The 16201-nt window shown below is 49.8% G+C and carries 15 protein-coding genes; 7 read left to right on the plus strand and 8 right to left on the minus strand.

Features of this window, described 5'->3' with window-relative positions:
• Nucleotides 1-146 precede the first annotated feature (146 nt).
• The 3 genes from AAG834_RS01570 to AAG834_RS01580 all read left to right on the plus strand — a co-directional run bounded on the left by AAG834_RS01570 (nucleotide 147) and on the right by AAG834_RS01580 (nucleotide 3911).
• Entirely contained in the window at nucleotides 147-851 is a 705-nt protein-coding gene (locus AAG834_RS01570; protein WP_342031048.1) for a hypothetical protein, read from the plus strand.
• Nucleotides 852-920: 69 nt separating this feature from the next.
• On the plus strand, nucleotides 921-2621 hold the full coding sequence (recJ, locus tag AAG834_RS01575; protein WP_342031090.1) for a single-stranded-DNA-specific exonuclease RecJ: 1701 nt from the start codon (nucleotides 921-923) through the stop codon (nucleotides 2619-2621).
• Between the two features lie 408 nt (nucleotides 2622-3029).
• Nucleotides 3030-3911 carry a carbohydrate kinase family protein gene (locus tag AAG834_RS01580; RefSeq protein ID WP_342031049.1) on the plus strand — a complete coding sequence of 294 codons (882 nt, stop codon included), beginning with the start codon at nucleotides 3030-3032 and terminating at the stop codon, nucleotides 3909-3911.
• Between the two features lie 132 nt (nucleotides 3912-4043).
• Here the strand turns inward: AAG834_RS01580 and AAG834_RS01585 are convergent, their stop codons facing one another.
• The 4 genes from AAG834_RS01585 to yajC all read right to left on the minus strand — a co-directional run bounded on the left by AAG834_RS01585 (nucleotide 4044) and on the right by yajC (nucleotide 8168).
• The gene (locus tag AAG834_RS01585) at nucleotides 4044-4601 is read right to left on the minus strand and encodes a nitroreductase family protein (protein WP_342031050.1); all 558 of its coding nucleotides are present in this window, start codon (nucleotides 4599-4601) and stop codon (nucleotides 4044-4046) included.
• A gap of 432 nt (nucleotides 4602-5033) precedes the next feature.
• Nucleotides 5034-5969, minus strand: a complete 936-nt coding sequence (secF, locus tag AAG834_RS01590) for a protein translocase subunit SecF (RefSeq protein ID WP_342031051.1) — start codon at nucleotides 5967-5969, stop codon at nucleotides 5034-5036.
• A 3-nt stretch (nucleotides 5970-5972) separates the two neighbouring features.
• Nucleotides 5973-7826 (minus strand): protein translocase subunit SecD, encoded by a 1854-nt coding sequence (secD, locus tag AAG834_RS01595; RefSeq protein WP_342031052.1) that lies wholly within the window; start codon nucleotides 7824-7826, stop codon nucleotides 5973-5975.
• Between the two features lie 75 nt (nucleotides 7827-7901).
• Nucleotides 7902-8168 (minus strand): preprotein translocase subunit YajC, encoded by a 267-nt coding sequence (gene yajC / locus AAG834_RS01600; RefSeq protein WP_049228571.1) that lies wholly within the window; start codon nucleotides 8166-8168, stop codon nucleotides 7902-7904.
• Between the two features lie 231 nt (nucleotides 8169-8399).
• On the opposite strand from yajC, the gene AAG834_RS01605 reads away from it, so the two are divergent.
• The gene (locus AAG834_RS01605) at nucleotides 8400-9500 is read left to right on the plus strand and encodes a histone deacetylase family protein (RefSeq protein WP_342031053.1); all 1101 of its coding nucleotides are present in this window, start codon (nucleotides 8400-8402) and stop codon (nucleotides 9498-9500) included.
• Between the two features lie 149 nt (nucleotides 9501-9649).
• Here AAG834_RS01605 and rpmG read toward each other — a convergent pair whose 3' ends face one another.
• From rpmG to AAG834_RS01620, 3 genes are all read right to left on the minus strand, one after another.
• Complete coding sequence (gene rpmG / locus AAG834_RS01610) at nucleotides 9650-9805, minus strand: 50S ribosomal protein L33 (protein WP_003684373.1); 156 nt, start codon at nucleotides 9803-9805, stop codon at nucleotides 9650-9652.
• 28 nt (nucleotides 9806-9833) lie between these two features.
• On the minus strand, nucleotides 9834-10067 hold the full coding sequence (gene rpmB, locus AAG834_RS01615; protein ID WP_002216391.1) for a 50S ribosomal protein L28: 234 nt from the start codon (nucleotides 10065-10067) through the stop codon (nucleotides 9834-9836).
• A gap of 331 nt (nucleotides 10068-10398) precedes the next feature.
• On the minus strand, nucleotides 10399-11721 hold the full coding sequence (locus AAG834_RS01620; protein WP_342031054.1) for a M23 family metallopeptidase: 1323 nt from the start codon (nucleotides 11719-11721) through the stop codon (nucleotides 10399-10401).
• 354 nt (nucleotides 11722-12075) lie between these two features.
• On the opposite strand from AAG834_RS01620, the gene AAG834_RS01625 reads away from it, so the two are divergent.
• Nucleotides 12076-13056: a hypothetical protein gene (locus AAG834_RS01625; protein ID WP_342031055.1), complete on the plus strand. Its 981-nt coding sequence runs from the start codon at nucleotides 12076-12078 to the stop codon at nucleotides 13054-13056.
• A gap of 91 nt (nucleotides 13057-13147) precedes the next feature.
• The gene (ribF, locus tag AAG834_RS01630; protein WP_049230202.1) at nucleotides 13148-14080 is read left to right on the plus strand and encodes a bifunctional riboflavin kinase/FAD synthetase; all 933 of its coding nucleotides are present in this window, start codon (nucleotides 13148-13150) and stop codon (nucleotides 14078-14080) included.
• A gap of 190 nt (nucleotides 14081-14270) precedes the next feature.
• Here ribF and AAG834_RS01635 read toward each other — a convergent pair whose 3' ends face one another.
• Entirely contained in the window at nucleotides 14271-14555 is a 285-nt protein-coding gene (locus AAG834_RS01635; protein WP_246830436.1) for a late embryogeneis abundant protein, read from the minus strand.
• Nucleotides 14556-14810: 255 nt separating this feature from the next.
• Between AAG834_RS01635 and AAG834_RS01640 the strand changes: the two genes are divergently transcribed.
• Nucleotides 14811-15869, plus strand: coding sequence for an AI-2E family transporter (locus tag AAG834_RS01640; RefSeq protein WP_049230204.1), 1059 nt, complete (start codon nucleotides 14811-14813; stop codon nucleotides 15867-15869).
• Nucleotides 15870-16201 lie beyond the last annotated feature (332 nt).

The following is a 16201-nucleotide window of genomic DNA, read 5'->3' on the forward strand; positions in this document are numbered from 1 at the left end:
GAAAACGGGTTGGGGGTTCTGTAAATCCCACCGCCCCGTTTTCAGACGACCTTTTCAAATTTCATATAATCTTATTAAAATATATCGTCATTTTTCAGACATCCCTTTAACAATAAAACAAACCAACCTTTTCAAGGACTACTCTTATGAAACTTCGCCTTACCCTCACTGCCCTCCTTGCCTTATCATTAAACGGCTGTATGACTCAAGAACTGTGGGAAGAGGATAAAAAAGTAGAAAAAATCACTTTTCATCCGATTACTTCCGACCAAGTACACTCTTTCGGCATCGTCAACAAAGACAATGACCAACTTGAAAAAGGCAGCATCATCATGATGGGCGAAAAATACTGGTTCGTCATTAATGCCAAAGATTCAAAAGACCTGACGCCTATCCTTAATGTCAAACTCGACAAAAAATTCCAAATTGCCGATGCCAAAAAATATAAAAAAGACCTCAAAGCCCTGCCTGTTGTGGTCAACAATGAAAAAGAAGCTGATTTCACCACCGATTTCTGCCTACGCTACGACACTCAAAAAGCTGACGAAATCGCCAAACTGAAAAACCTGTCATTTGAAACCGGCAAAGGTAAAAACAACACTGTCTACCACCGCTGTGTTCACGCCAAAGGCAAATACTACGCCACCCCGAAAAACCTGCCCGCCGACTACAAATTTGAACAAAGCATTCCTGTCTCCATCGGCTATACCACTTCTCGCGTATACACCAGTCCGGTGAAAGTAGTAGGTACTCTGTTGCTGACACCGCTGACGCTCACCGTTGACGCCCTTACCCCGGTACTGTTCATTCCTGCCATGATGACAGGTCCCAGCTTTACCCCAAGCTTTTAACAAACCCGTTACGCCCGTTTTCAGACGACCTTTCCGTCCTTGAATACATCAAACATATTTCCACACACCATGCCCGTCAAAATCCAAACCCGACCCGTCAACCAAAACATCCTCGATGACTTGCTCACCGCCGGCGCCGACCCTTTAATCGCCCGGCTGTGCGCCTCGCGCGACGTGCAGAGTCCCGCCGAATTGGACGACAAACTCGCCGGCCTTCTGCCTTATCAATTGCTGACGCATTGCGAAGCCGCCGCCCGCCGTTTGGCGGATACCATCGAGCGCAAGGAAAAAATCCTGATTGTCGCCGACTACGATGCAGACGGCGCGACCGCGTGTTCCGTCGGCATGAGCGGCTTGGCGGCGATGGGCGCGGCGGTGGATTTCCTCGTACCCAACCGCTTCGAACACGGCTACGGCTTGACGCCCGAACTTGCCGAAATCGCCGCCGCGCAAGGCGTGGATTTGCTGGTTACGGTCGATAACGGCATCGCCAGCATCGCGGGCGTGGCGCGGGCGCAGGAATTGGGTTTGGCCGTCATCGTAACCGACCACCACCTACCCGCCGAAACCGTACCCGACTGCATCATCGTCAATCCGAACCAAAAAGGCTGCGGCTTTCCCAGCAAAAGTCTGGCAGGCGTGGGCGTGATTTTTTATGTGTTGATGGCGTTGCGTGCCGAATTGCGCCACCGCGATTATTTTTCAGACGACCTCAGAGAACCGAATCTGGGCGAACTTTTGGATTTGGTCGCACTCGGCACCGTCGCCGACGTCGTTCCCCTCGACCACAACAACCGTATCCTCGTGTCGCAAGGTTTGAAACGGATGCGTTCCGGCAAAATGCGGCCCGGCATCCGCGCCTTGTTTGAAGTGGCGCGGCGCGACTGGCGCAAAGCGCAGCCTTTCGATATGGGTTTCGCACTGGGTCCGCGCATCAACGCCGCCGGACGGCTCGACGATATGTCGGTCGGCATCGCCTGCCTGTTGGCGCGCGACGACGCAGAAGCGCAGACATTGGCGGCGCAGTTGAACGACCTCAATATCGAACGCCGCGAAATTGAGCAATCCATGCTGCAAGACGCGCTGAACGCCTTTCCCGAAACACTCCCTTCAGGTCAGACGACCCTAGTCGCCTACCGCGACGACTTTCATCAAGGCGTGGTCGGCATCGTCGCCAGCCGCCTCAAAGACCGCTTCTACCGCCCGACCATCGTGTTCGCCCCCGCGGACAACGGCGAAGTGCGCGGTTCGGGGCGTTCCATTCCCAATCTGCACCTGCGCGACGCTTTGGATTTGGTGTCCAAACGCCACCCCGATTTGATTTTAAAATTCGGCGGACACGCGATGGCGGCGGGCTTGAGCATACTCGAACACAACATTCCCGCGTTTCAGACGGCCTTTGAAGAAGCCGTGCGCGAAATGGTGTGCGAAGACGATTTGTCGCAAACTTTCATCACCGACGGCAGCCTGAAAGCCTGCGACATCACGCTGGAACAGGCGCAAAACCTCGCCCGCCACGTTTGGGGACAAGGCTTCGCGCCGCCGAGCTTTACCGACGAGTTTCACGTCATCCGCCAGCAGCCTTTGGGCGCGGAGGGTAAACACAAAAAAGTCTGGCTGCAAAAAGATGGCTACGAATTTGAAGCCATGTTCTGGCGGTGCAGCGAAGACATCCCCGAATACATCCGCACGGTTTACCGCCCCGTGGCAAACGAGTGGCGCAATCAGATGGAATTGCAGCTTTACATCGACTATTGGGAAGCCGCTTAAGGTTTATACAAGCAAAGGTCGTCTGAAACCGAAAATCGGGTTTCAGACGACCTTTTATTTAGGGCAGATAATTGTGCATTAATTTGAAATATTATCCGTTTCCGATGATAGCTCACCCGCACAACTTGTATTTAAATTTCAAAAAAGCAGCTTTATCCGCATGATCAAAACCAGCCAACCGAAAGAAAACAAAATCAAAAATCACCCTTCTATTCAAACACTTTAGACGCAATTTGTGATGAATCAAACTTCCTGACAGATAAACCCGCGATTGCTTGTCAGTCGGTAGATTTTAAAACATAATGCTTACGCGCCTAAGTATTGGAGTTTTACTACAAATAAATGATGGGTAAACCGTACGCAGCGCAGCAGTTCCAGCCAATCAACTCAAAGCAAGGAAGGCCTAAAATGAAAGTAACCAGTTTCGGCGAAGTGTTGTGGGACGATTTTCCAAGCGGCAAAGTGTTGGGCGGTGCGCCGCTGAACGTTTTGGTCCGTTTGCAATCCTTCGGAGTCGATACCGCCATCATCAGCCGTCGCGGCGATGATGCCGACGGAGAAGAGCTGCTGCGACAAATCAAAGCGAAAAACGTCAATACCGACCTGCTGCAAGTGTGCAAAGAATGTGATACCAGCCTTGTCAAAGTCATCTTGGACAAATGCGGCAGCGCGTCATACGAAATCGTGTATCCCTGCGCTTGGGACCGCATCATCGTCGAAGATGCCGCCTTGCAGCGTGTCGCCGAATCCGATGCCTTCGTATTCGGCAGCCTTGCCACCCGCGACGAGATTTCCCGTGCGGCATTAGACAAACTGATGGAAAAAGCCAAATTCAAAATCTTCGACGTCAACCTGCGCAAACCCCACTACGATACCGACCGCCTGCTTGCCACCATGAAGCGTGCGGATATGCTCAAACTCAATGACGACGAATTGTACGAACTGTCCGCAGTTTACGGCTCGCCCTACCACAGCATCGAACAAAACATTACTTACCTCACCCAACTAACCGGCGCAAAAATCATCTGCGTGACTTTGGGCGGACACGGCGCGGTTTTATACAAAGATGGCGAACTCTACCGCCACTGCGGCTTCCGCATCAAAGTTGCCGATACAGTCGGCTCCGGCGACAGCTTCTTGGCAGGACTGACTTACAAACTGCTCAACAATGCCGAGCCGCAAGAAGCCATTACCTTCGCCTGCGCACTCGGCGCCCTAGTCGCCTCCAGACACGGCGCAACGCCCGACATTTCCTTACAGGAAATCGAAAGCTTAATGAATCCGGCTTGATGTTTGTCATCAACGGATCATTCACAACAAAAGGTCGTCTGAAAACGGATTTTCTGTTTTCAGACGACCTTTTATATAGCCAATTGACTTTTCAAAACAAATGCTTACGTTTAAGCCTATTTTTCGGACTGTTTACCAAACCGTCACGAACTGCCCCAAATCGGTATTTTTTGCACCACTACCCGCTTCGGTCGGCGAACCGACCATCATCAGCCCGATGATTTTATCTTTGTCTTCACAATCAAACGCTTCGCGCAAAAGCGGGCTGTTGACCCACATTCCGGTAATCCACACATTGTCAAAGCCTTGCGCGGACGCGGCAAGCTGCAACCCGTAAGCGGCGCAGCCCGCACTCAACATTTGCTCCCACTCTGGCTTAGGTTTCGCCACTTCTCGGTTGGGCGCAAAAGTCACGCCGATCACCATAGGCGCCATATTGCCGACTTTCTCGGCTTTTTTCATCGCATCATCGCCAAAGTTCAACTCGGTAACCGTTTGACGCAACAATTCGCGGAAACGTTGCAAGCCTGCCTCGCTTTGAATGACGGTAAAACGAAACGGACGCATATTGCCATGGTCGGGAACCTGCGTAGCCGCTTGCAGCATATATTCGAGCTGTTCCGCATTCGGCGCGGGGGCGGTAAGTTTTTTAGACGAGCGACGTGTGGTCAAAAGTTGTAAAGCATCCATATTTTATCTTTCAATTCATTTGAAACATCGGATTCATCTTGAACAGGATTCCTTATCAAACCATCCAATCGATACTGACTGTATGCGGAAAATACTGCGACAGATGGTGCAAACCGATTTACCAACGCTTAAACGCTTAGCAAGCGATTCTCTTCAGGCTGGCAAGAACAAGGTCTATCCGTTCAAAACGAACCCTCTATAGTGGATTAAATTTAAATCAGGACAAGGCGACGAAGCCGCAGACAGTACAGATAGTACGGCAAGGCAAGGCAAGGCAAGGCAAGGCAAGGCAACGCCGTACTGGTTTAAAGTTAATCCATTATATATAGCACAAAGCCGGTTTGAATGCCATGTTTGATGACGCAACAAAAAGGTCGTCTGAAAACTTTCCCAGTTTTCAGACGACCTCTTCAAATCGCGATCATGAAAAAATCAGACCACGACTTCTTCTTTCTTCTTCACTTCCTTCGCGATATTGTCGCGGCTTAAGCCGAACATCAGCAAGAGCGGACTGGCTACCAATACCGAAGAGTAAATACCGAACACGATGCCGATAGTCAATGCCATTGAGAAACCGTGCAACGCTGCGCCGCCGAACACCAGCATGGAAACGACCATTGCTTCGGTCGAGCCGTGGGTAATGATGGTACGGCTCATGGTGGCGGTAATCGCATTATCGATGACTTGCGGAACGGTGTGTCCGCGCATACTTGGTTTACGGAAGTTCTCACGGATACGGTCGAAGACGACGACGGATTCGTTCACGGAATAACCCAATACGGCAAGGATACCCGCCAGTACGGTCAGTGAAAATTCCCATTGGAAGAAGGCAAAGCAGCCTAAAATAATCACGATGTCGTGCATATTCGCAATGATGGCGGATACGGCAAAACGCCACTCAAAGCGCATCGACAGGTAAACGATGATACCCGCCACGACAAAGCCCAATGCCATCAGACCGTTGGTTACCAACTCTTCACCGACCTGCGGGCCGATAAATTCGACTTGGCGCAGGGTAACGTCAGGCTGCTCTTTTTTCAACAAGTCCATAACCTGATTGGAAAGCTGCGCTGAAGTTACGCCTTCTTTATTGGGCAGGCGAATCATAATGTGTTTGTTCGTACCCAACGCCTGAACTTGAACATCGCCCATTTTCAGGGTATCGAGTTTTTCACGGGTTTTATTGACGTCCACGCCCTGCTGATATTGCACTTCCATCACGGTACCGCCGGTAAATTCGACGGAGAAGTTCAAACCTTTGGTAATGAGGAAGAATACGGCGGCAATGAAGGTTACCAACGAAATAAAGGTCGTCAGTTTGCCGTAGTTCATAAACGGGATGTCGCGTTTGATTTTAAAGAGTTCCATGTCTTACTCCTTGCCTGCCACTGTTTCGGCTTTGGGTTTCCATACTGCGCCGATGGAAATATTCTGCAATTTGCGGCGGCGTCCGTACCATAAGTTAACCAAGGCGCGGAAGACGACGACGGATGAGTACATCGAAGTCAGGATACCCAGACAGTGTACGACGGCAAAACCGCGAACCGGACCGGAGCCGAATACCAACAGGGCGATACCGGCAATCAGCGAGGTCAGGTTGGAGTCGACAATGGTTGCCCATGCGTGTTGGAAACCGAGGTTGATTGCCTGTTGCGGCGGCACGCCTTCGCGCAACTCTTCGCGGATACGTTCGTTAATCAATACGTTGGAGTCAATCGCCATACCCAACGTCAACGCCAATGCGGCAATACCGGGCAGCGTCAACGTTGCCTGCATGGCAGACAATATACCGACTAAGAACAAAATATTGGTACTCAGGGCGATGGTCGAGAAAAAGCCCATCAAGCGGTAGTAAACCACCATAAACAACGCAACGGCAGCAAAGCCCCACAAGGTGGAATTGAAACCTTTTTCAATGTTTTCTTTACCCAAAGACGGGCCGATGGTGCGCTCTTCCACGATTTGCATCGGTGCAGCGAGAGAACCTGCACGCAGCAACAAAGAAGTATCATTGGCTTCCGCCTGCGTCATGCTGCCGGAAATTTCCACGCGTCCGCCGGTAATAGCTGAGCGGATAACCGGTGCGGTAACCACTTCGGATTTGCCTTGATCGATCAACACCATCGCCATGCGTTTGCCGACGTTGGCGGCGGTCAATTCACCAAAAATACTGCCGCCTGCGCTATCCAAGCTCAGACTGACTGCTGGAGCACCCATTTGGTCGAAACTTGGTTGTGCGTCGTTAATATTGTCACCGGTCAGTTCAACTTGTTTGTTGATCAGCAAGGTTTGTGGATGATCACCACTACTGGACAACAGCTCGAAACCGCTCGGAACATTGCCTTCCAAAGCCTCGCGCACTTTGACAGGGTCGTCTTCTACCATACGCACTTCCAAAGTCGCGGTACGGCCGATAATATCTTTTGCTTTAGCAGTATCTTGCACACCCGGCAGCTGCACGACGATGCGGTCGAGGCCGGATTGCTGGATGACAGGTTCAGCCACGCCCAGCTCGTTGACACGGTTATGCAAGGTGGTGATGTTTTGTTTCACCGCATCAGAGCGTACTTTATTAATCGCTTCTTCGGATAATGTCAGCGTGATGTTATTGCCATCAGCGTTCAAATTTGCCTCAGGGAAAAGCTGACGCAGCTTAGGCATGGCTTTTTGTACGTCGGCAGTGTCCTGCATCGGAACAATCAGACCGTTTTCAATCTGACGGACGGTACCGGTACGGATTTTTTCACGACGCATTTCACGGCGGATGTCGCCCGAATAACGTTCAAACGTTTTCTGCATCGCAGCTTTCATGTCCACCTGCATGGTGAAATGTACGCCGCCGCGCAAGTCCAAGCCCAAGAACATCGGGTTGGCGCCGATTTTGGCCATCCATTCGGGACTGTCCGCCAACAGGTTGAGCGCGGTGATATAGCCATCGCCCAAAGTGTTTTCGATAACGTCGCGGGCTTTAAGCTGGGTTTCGGTATCTTTGAAACGCACTTTCAGCGAGTTGTTTGCAACAAACATCCCGTCAGTCTGAATACCTGCCTGTTTCAGCGCGGCATCGACTTTGGACTGGGTCTGTTCGTTGATAACGATGGCTTGTCGGTTGGTTGATACCTGTACTGCGGGCGTCTCACCGAAAAGGTTGGGCAGCGAATACACTACGGCAACCAAAATCGAGCACGCAATCAGCAGGTATTTCCATAAAGGATAACGGTTCATGGTAAACCTTCGATTTATTATGAAGACAAACAGCCGCTCTCAGCTTTCCGAGGCGGCTCTTGGCAAAAATACGGATTACTCGGCTTTGGCGGCAATCGCGTTACGTTCCACTTCGACTTCGATTTTTGCACCTTGACCGATGTCCACAGTGAAAAACTGTTCGCCAACTTTGGTAACACGGCCTTTGAAGCCTGCTGCCAAAACAACCTTATCACCGACTTTCAGATCGGCAAGCATGGCTTGGTGTGCTTTGAATTTCTTTTGTTGGGGACGCATGATCAGGAAGTAGAACACCACCATAATCAGCACTAAAGGGGCAAATTGGGCCACAGTTTGATTCATAATTCGTCCGTTTTCTAAGAGATTAAAATTAAGTAAAACACCGCTTGCGGCAGAAAAAAGCATTGGTACGGCCGCAAAATTAAGCTATTCTAAAGGTCGTCTGAAAAATTTCCAAGCCTTTCCCTATTTATTAACCATATTTATCATGTCAGGTCGTCTGAAAATGAAGTTTCAAGGACATTTAAAACCTGACTTCTTCCCACCAACGACAGGCCCCGCGCCCTTTTCCTCATGAAAAAACTCATTCGACGACTGCGTACGCTCCTACGCCGCCTCTTGGGTAAAAATGCGCGTACGGTCTGGATTTCTCATCCCGTTTTTGCGCAACACCAACCCGGCGCGGGACACCCTGACTCACCCGAACGCACTGCCGTTATCGAGGCAGAACTCAAACGTCAGGATATTTGGCGGCATCTGCAAACTGCCGAAGCCGAAGAAATCAGCGATGCCCGCCTCGCCTTGGTTCATCCGCGCAAATACCTGCGCTCTCTCGAAGCCTGCCTGCCCCAGCCGGACAAAATCTACCGTCTCGACGGCGACACCGTCATGAGTCATGGTTCGCTCAAAGCTGCCCGTCACGCCGCAGGTGCTGTCGTTCAGGCGGTGGATATGGTGATGAATAAGAAAGCATGGCACGCCTTTTGCGCCGTCCGCCCACCCGGACATCACGCGCACAGCGATAAAGCCGGCGGTTTCTGCCTATTAAACAACGTCGCCGCAGGCGTCATGCACGCCATCGCCGAATATCGACTCCAACGCATCGCTATCATCGACTTTGACGTCCATTACGGCGACGGCACAGCGGAAATCTTCAAAGATGACCCGCGCGTCCTGTTTATGAACCTTTTTGAAACCGACCTCTTCCCATTTCCCGAAACCAACCATTCCGCCAACGGCGCCAATATGTTGCACCTGCCTTTCGCTTCCAACACCGGCAGCCGCGTCTTCCGCACTACCGTACGCGAAAAATGGTTGAACAAACTGACCTCATTCAAACCCGAACTGGTCTTCCTGTCCGCAGGTTTCGACGGACACAAACAAGACGAAACAGGTCGTCTGAACCTGCACGAAGCCGATTTCGCTTGGTTGACACACAAAATCATCCAAGCCGCTCCAAGCTGCCCCGGCAGAATCGTCTCCGTACTGGAAGGCGGCTACACGCTCGAACCTTTGGCAAAATCCGCCGCAGCCCATATCGGCGTCTTGGCAGGACTCCCCAAAGCAGGCTATGTCGCCGCTTATCAAAAGCATTTGAAACGCGGTGGACAGAAGAAAGAAAATACCGGCCCTGCAAGCCAAATAGGTCGTCTGAAAACAGAAACTAGATTCTAACTTGGTTTAAGGCATACTTTGGAAACATGAACAAATCGGCCTAAACCATCCGCTGGATCACCGATTTCGGCTTTTACTTGAATCAAATATAAGAAACCAAGAAAAAAACCTCTGTCAGACAGAGGTTTTTTAGTTTTTCAGAAACCGGATTATTTCAATTTGGTTTCTTTGTAGATAACGTGTTTACGGGCAACAGGGTCAAATTTTTTGATTTCCAATTTGCCGGGCATAGTGCGTTTGTTTTTGGTAGTGGTGTAGAAGTGACCAGTACCTGCACTTGACTCCAGTTTGATTTTATCGCGCATTGCAGTAATCCTTAATTAACAGTTTAAATTAAGCTTCGCCGCGAGCACGCAAATCAGCCAATACGACATCAATGCCTACTTTATCAATGGTACGCAATGCAGCGTTAGAAACGCGCAGGCGAACCCAGCGGTTTTCACTTTCTACCCAGAAACGACGTGATTGCAAGTTAGGCAAAAAACGACGTTTGGTTTTGTTGTTGGCGTGTGATACGTTGTTGCCAGACATCGGGCGCTTACCGGTCACTTTGCAAACTCGTGCCATGGTTAGTCTCCAAACTTCTAAAATAGTAAAACGTGATTTATACCATAAAAAGCAGCATTCATTCAAGCTGTTTGATGAAAAAACGATTGTTTTCGAGAATGAGCCTCTCCAATGTTGTTTTCAGGGAACGCTGTTTCTTAAAACGTAATGGGTGCGAATTATAGCGGATTTTTCCATCGAATACATTTATTTATCCACCCCCCAGCAATATCAAGCATGGGGCAAAAGCAAGTTGTAAAAATGTTGATGCAGATAGTCCGTATCAATTCCACCAAACATCAAAAAAGGTCGTCTGAAATTTTTCAGACGACCTTTTTTCAAGCAAATCCCATCAGTCCAACTGTGCAACGGATACCGGCAAACCGCGTATTGCGGCAAGCATGGTATTGGCAGTTTTCTGCTGTTGGCGGAACGCTGCCATATTGGTAGGCGTCAGTTTCGGAGTCGGCAATGCAACTGTCGTCGGATTGACCGGCTGACCGTTCACGCGTGCTTCGTAGTGAAGGTGTGGGCCGGTCGAGCGTCCGCTTGTACCGACGAAGCCGATCACTTCGCCTGCCCGGACATTACCTTCCGCCGGCGTAAATGCACTCATGTGGCCATAAAGTGTCTCGACGCCATTAGAGTGTCTAATCATGACGGTATTACCATAACCGCCTTTCCAGCCTTTGAAGGTAATCACACCGTCGGCAGAGGCTTTAATCGGTGTGCCTGTTGGTGCGGCATAGTCAATACCTGTATGCATACGGACGGTATGCAAAACGGGGTGAACTCGGTAGCCGAACGGCGAGGAAATACGGGTATAGACAACCGGCTCAATGTTGAATCCCTCTTTTTGCTGGAGGGATTTACCGTTTTGATCATAATAGCTGCCGCTCTCTTCGTCGCCTTTGCCTTGGCTGTAATAATAAGCTTGATAAGTTTTTCCGCCTTTGACAATCTCAGCCGCCAGAATATCGCCGGTACCCATTTGCTGGCCGCGGAAATACATATTGTTGTACAGAAGACGCACGACATCGCCTTCCTGCAATTCTTCCAAGCTCAGTACGTCAGAGAAAATTTCGCTGAGTGATTCGCGGATTTCGACAGGTATTTCGGCCTGTGCCATCGCGCCGCGTGCGGAAGTTCGCACAACAATAGAGCGCAAAGTCGGCATGATTTTCATGTCTACTTCAGAAGTAGACAACTGCCATTTGCCTTTGACTTTTTCCAGCGCGACAAGGTTTCGCTCCAACTCTTCATCGGTAAAGAATTGCACATCGGTTACCTGACCTGATGAATCGATACGGATGTTGACGGATTGGTTGGCGCGCAAATGCTGCATATTTTGATCTGCGCTGTTTTTCGCCATGATTTGTTTGATGTCGGTCTGCGCCACGCCCATACGCGCCAAAACGTCCGCAAGGGAGTCGCCCTGTTGGACAACTTCCTGCGCCCAATAGCTAGACTGGAAATTGTTGGTTTCAACATAAACGGCGGGCAATTCCTCAGAAATCCGCTCCAACGCAATGCCTTGAGGATTGGAAACCGGCTCAGTGACCGCATAGGCAGTCATTACTCCTGATACAGGCAGCAGGATGCCCAACAATGACCAACGTACGGGTTTGTTGTGCCAGAAACGGCGCATGAATGAAAATCGAGTTGTTTTAGTCACGCATTATCCTTCAATACGGTAATAATCACTCTACTACCGCATCTATTATGTCATTTGAAATTATTGAGTTTAATTGTTTATCTTATCAACCGCGTTTACGGTCTCTCCCAGACAATATGTATACCAAGTGAATAAAATAAACAATCAAATTTACTCAGAACCGAGCAAGATTATCGGGGCTATTCTTTTGATTTACACCCCTTTTTTCTGAAATTTACGCGGACTTAATTATAACATATGCACACTTCCAACTCAAAAACGCTATCCATCATCCTGCCTGATAATGACATTGGTTATTTTGAGTATGTTGTATTTTCTCGCGTAAAATAAGCTTTTTCCGTTCTGCCGACTGCCATGAATCTGACGCTTGCCCTCCCCTCTCTCAACCGTCAAAAAGATGAGACACTTCCTCCTCTCCCGCTTCCTGCGTTTAACCAAATCTTGCGATATGGGTTATTACATAAACAAGAAATGAAGCCGTCTGATTTTTATCGCCGATATTTATGGAAGGGAAGCTTGTTGGCGCAAGTCAAAGAGCTGATGGGGATTTCACCGCATCAGGCGGCTGCGTTTGCCAGCCCGATATGGCAGCAAATGGGATTGTACCAAGTCAGCGTAGTCAACGGCGAACATCTGCACATCACTCAAGAAGAAGCGGCTCAATTATGTTTGGAGCTGTCTGAGTTTTACAGCAAAGAAGGTTGGTATTTTCTGCCTGTCCGTCCCGATTTGTGGCTGATTACTTTGCCATCGGAAAGCGATTGGGGGATTGCGCCGGTATTGGATATCTACGGGCAAATCGGATCGGCTGACCAAGCGAATGGAAAAGATGCTTTGCAATGGCTGGGAATGCAGACTGAAATTCAAATGTGGCTGCACCAACACCCGCTCAACACAATCCGCACTCAAAACGATATCCCTACCATCAACGGTCTTTGGCTCTGGCAAGATTTGACGGGGCTGCGTTCTGCGGACTTAATCGCTTCCGACAGCATCTGGGCGCAATTTTCAGACGACCTCAGCTTGGATGCGCCTTATGATTTTCAGGCTTGGCTGGATGCGGTTGATGAATCGGGTATTCGCCCTGCCAACCCTGTTATCTTTCTAGACGACTTGGCGATTACGGAACAAACGGGCGATATTCAGACATACCAAGAGATTTTAGAAAGTTGGGAAACCCGCTGGTTTGCCCCGCTTTGGCAGGCAGTCTCTGAAGGTCGTCTGAAAAAACTATCTATCAGTACCGACGGAGAAAACGGTGGCACTTTACACATCACGCCGTTTTCAAAATGGAAATTCTGGCAATCAAAAAAAATATTTGCCGGCAGATGGTGATGCGTCTGCACCACCGTTTAGCCGCCCTGTTTATAGAAACACCAATAACGTTTACAATACGCGACTATTCCACTACTCGCACCAACCGCCCATGAAAATCCGACTCGGTCAGCACAATGCACCTGATTTTCCGCAAGGAGCGGCCGTCACCATCGGTAATTTCGACGGCGTACACCTCGGTCACAAACACATTCTGCAAAAACTCAAAAACGAAGCCGATTCGCGCAACCTTCCCGTTATCGTCGTCATTTTCGAGCCTCAACCCAAAGAATTTTTCTCCCGAAAAGCAGGCTTTACGCCCCCATGCCGCATCGCCCCCTTGCGCACCAAACTCGAGCTGCTGCGCGATACCGGCTGCATCGACGCCGTATGGGTGTTACGTTTCAGTCAAGACTTCGCCAACATGAGCGCACAGGATTTCATCGACAAACTGCTGCGCCAAACACTCAACACACGCTACCTGCTCATAGGCGATGATTTCCGCTTCGGCGCCGGACGCGAAGGCTGTTTCGACTTATTAAAGCAGCAAAGCGATATACAAACCGAGCGTACACCTTCCGTCATCGTCGAAGACATCCGCACCAGCAGCACAGCCGTGCGCAACGCCTTGACAGACGGCAACTTGGCGTACGCAAAAAAGCTTTTGGGTCACGATTATGTTTTGAGCGGCAAAGTCAAACACGGCAAAAAACTCGGCAGAACCATCAACGCTCCTACCGCCAACATCCAACTTCCGCCCCACCGCTATCCCCTGCGCGGCGTATTCGTCGTCGAAGCGGACGGCGCATTCGGCACACGGCGCGGCGTTGCCAGCTTCGGTCTCAACCCGACCGTCAGCAACAACAATTCGCAAAAACTCGAAGTCCATTTATTCGATTTCGACGGCAATCTCTACGGTCAACGTTTGAAAGTGCGCTTCCTACACAAGCTGCGTGACGAACAAAAATTCAGCGATATCAAAACATTAAAACGTCAAATCGAACAAGACATAGAAGACGCAAAGAAATGGCAGCAAACGTATTGAAAATATAGCCACAACCACCAGATACGAATTGAAAAAGGTCGTCTGAAAATCTTTTCAGACGACCTTTTTCCTAAGATGCAGACATCTGCCTGCGAGATTTCTAATGGCCTAAATTCAAAAAGGACGACAACCGTCAAAACGGTGCGCGGGGAACAGAATCCCTCTTTTAATTCAGTCCACTATATCCTACTTATTTAACAGCAGGAGCCTGTTCTTGAGCAGCGGCAGGTGCAGTTTCGGTAGTAGTTTTACCTTGACCGGTCAGCGGGCTGGCAGCTTCGGCTTCCGGTGCAGCAGTTTCAGCAGCTTTGTCGGTTTTCAGGTCGTTGGCTTGTTTTTTAGCTTTGTTGGCTTTTTTGTGAACGTGTTCTGCTTTAGCGGCTTTGCCGGAAGCAGGTTGGGCCATAGCCACAGGAGCAGCGATCAGGCCGGCAGAAACAAGAACGAGGGAGGTCAATTTAGACAATGTTTTCATGTGTAATATCCTTTCGGGAAATTTGTCTGATAAAATCATTCCGTCAAATGCCAAATGGCAATTTGCGTAAAGACAATCGCATAACTGCTTGGTGCGATTGAGTTTTTATTGTAACGGTTTGTTTGTAAACCGAAGTCAGCTCGAGCGAAATTGAAATAAAGTTTCAAAAGGAGGGTTAACCCCCTTGTCCTGCTTTATTAATCGTACCTCATAACTTGATTGTTTAAATTTATATATTTCATGGCATTACATCCGATGATTTTCGAACACTCCCGATTCCGCAATGCATCCTACATCCTGATGGGGCTTGCCCTGTTTGTGGTGCTGTATTTCCACTTTTTGCCCCTTTTACTCGCCGTCATCCTGACCTACGTCTTCATCACCAAGACCAACGGCCTGATTCTTTGGCTGCGCCGCCGTACGCTCGCGCGCAATACGTTTCTGCACAAATCGCTCAACGCGCACAATATCAACCTGATTTCGACCACGCTGACCATAGGCATCGTATTGACGGTTATCCTATTGATGTCGCTAGGGATTTACCACCTGATTCACGGCGGGCATATCACCGTGATGCTGACCAAGCTGGCGGCGATTTTGGAAGACACGAAAAACAGCAGCAGCCTGCCGCAGTCGGTTTTGAATATGCTGCCCAACAATACCGCCGAAATCAAAGCCTATGCGGTCAAATTGATTGAAGAATACAGCGCCGCGCTGACGCGCATCAGCAAAAACAGCTTCACCTCGTTCGTGTACATCCTTATCGGCATCATCATCGGCGCGATGCTCAGTTTCCACCGCCTCAACATGCGCAAAAACCGCCGCAAAATGCCACCCTTCAAGGCAGAACTGGTGCGGCGGATTGTGAACTTCGAAACCAGCTTCGAGCGCGTGTTTCTGGCGCAGGTCAAAATCTCGCTGATCGATACCGCACTGACGGGCGTGTACCTTTATCTAATCCTGCCGCTTTTCGGCGTGGAGTTGCCGTTTAAACTAACCGTGTTAGTCATCGCCTTCATCGTCGGGCTGATTCCCGTCGCGGGCAACCTGATTTCCAACACCATCATTATCATCTTGAGCCTCGGCGCGTCTTTATATGTGGCGGTCGCTTCGCTGGTGTTCCTAGTCGTCATCCACAAGCTCGAATATTTCCTGAACGCGAAAATCATCGGCTCGGAAATCGAATCAAGCGCGTGGGAATTGCTGGTGGCGATGGTCGTGTTCGAACGGATTTTCGGCGTCGGCGGCATCATCGTCGCACCGGTTTATTATGCGTATCTGAAGAATGAGTTGAAACAGCAGAAGCTGATTTAGATAGTGTTTGAAATATAGATGAAAGGTCGTCTGAAAAGCTCGAAATAGGTTTTCAGACGACCTTTTTTTAGTTACAGCAACCTTATTCCTTCCCCCGTCCGACGGGGGAAGGCTAGGATAGGAGTGGCTTGCGGACATACGGCAATAAAGGGCAAAGAGCCACCCTCTCCCCAACCCTCCCGCCAGACGGGAGAGGAGGCAGATTCTCGTAGGCAAAGCCCACGCTACGATTGTTATCCCACAAACCAACACAACAACTCCCGCTAAGGGTTTCCCCAACTTTGCATGCTTTCGACGGCGTAGCGTGGGCTTTGCCCACGAATCCTGTCGTA

This window comes from Neisseria sp. Marseille-Q2251 (assembly GCF_940793045.1).
Taxonomy (GTDB): Bacteria; Pseudomonadota; Gammaproteobacteria; order Burkholderiales; family Neisseriaceae; genus Neisseria.

Coding starts and splice junctions, on each gene's coding strand:
- AAG834_RS01570 (WP_342031048.1), top strand. CDS start 147: ATGAAACTTCGCCTTACCCTCACTGCCCTCCTTGCCTTATCATTAAAC.
- recJ (WP_342031090.1), top strand. CDS start 921: ATGCCCGTCAAAATCCAAACCCGACCCGTCAACCAAAACATCCTCGAT.
- AAG834_RS01580 (WP_342031049.1), top strand. CDS start 3,030: ATGAAAGTAACCAGTTTCGGCGAAGTGTTGTGGGACGATTTTCCAAGC.
- AAG834_RS01585 (WP_342031050.1), bottom strand. CDS start 4,601: ATGGATGCTTTACAACTTTTGACCACACGTCGCTCGTCTAAAAAACTT.
- secF (WP_342031051.1), bottom strand. CDS start 5,969: ATGGAACTCTTTAAAATCAAACGCGACATCCCGTTTATGAACTACGGC.
- secD (WP_342031052.1), bottom strand. CDS start 7,826: ATGAACCGTTATCCTTTATGGAAATACCTGCTGATTGCGTGCTCGATT.
- yajC (WP_049228571.1), bottom strand. CDS start 8,168: ATGAATCAAACTGTGGCCCAATTTGCCCCTTTAGTGCTGATTATGGTG.
- AAG834_RS01605 (WP_342031053.1), top strand. CDS start 8,400: ATGAAAAAACTCATTCGACGACTGCGTACGCTCCTACGCCGCCTCTTG.
- rpmG (WP_003684373.1), bottom strand. CDS start 9,805: ATGCGCGATAAAATCAAACTGGAGTCAAGTGCAGGTACTGGTCACTTC.
- rpmB (WP_002216391.1), bottom strand. CDS start 10,067: ATGGCACGAGTTTGCAAAGTGACCGGTAAGCGCCCGATGTCTGGCAAC.
- AAG834_RS01625 (WP_342031055.1), top strand. CDS start 12,076: ATGAATCTGACGCTTGCCCTCCCCTCTCTCAACCGTCAAAAAGATGAG.
- ribF (WP_049230202.1), top strand. CDS start 13,148: ATGAAAATCCGACTCGGTCAGCACAATGCACCTGATTTTCCGCAAGGA.
- AAG834_RS01635 (WP_246830436.1), bottom strand. CDS start 14,555: ATGAAAACATTGTCTAAATTGACCTCCCTCGTTCTTGTTTCTGCCGGC.
- AAG834_RS01640 (WP_049230204.1), top strand. CDS start 14,811: ATGATTTTCGAACACTCCCGATTCCGCAATGCATCCTACATCCTGATG.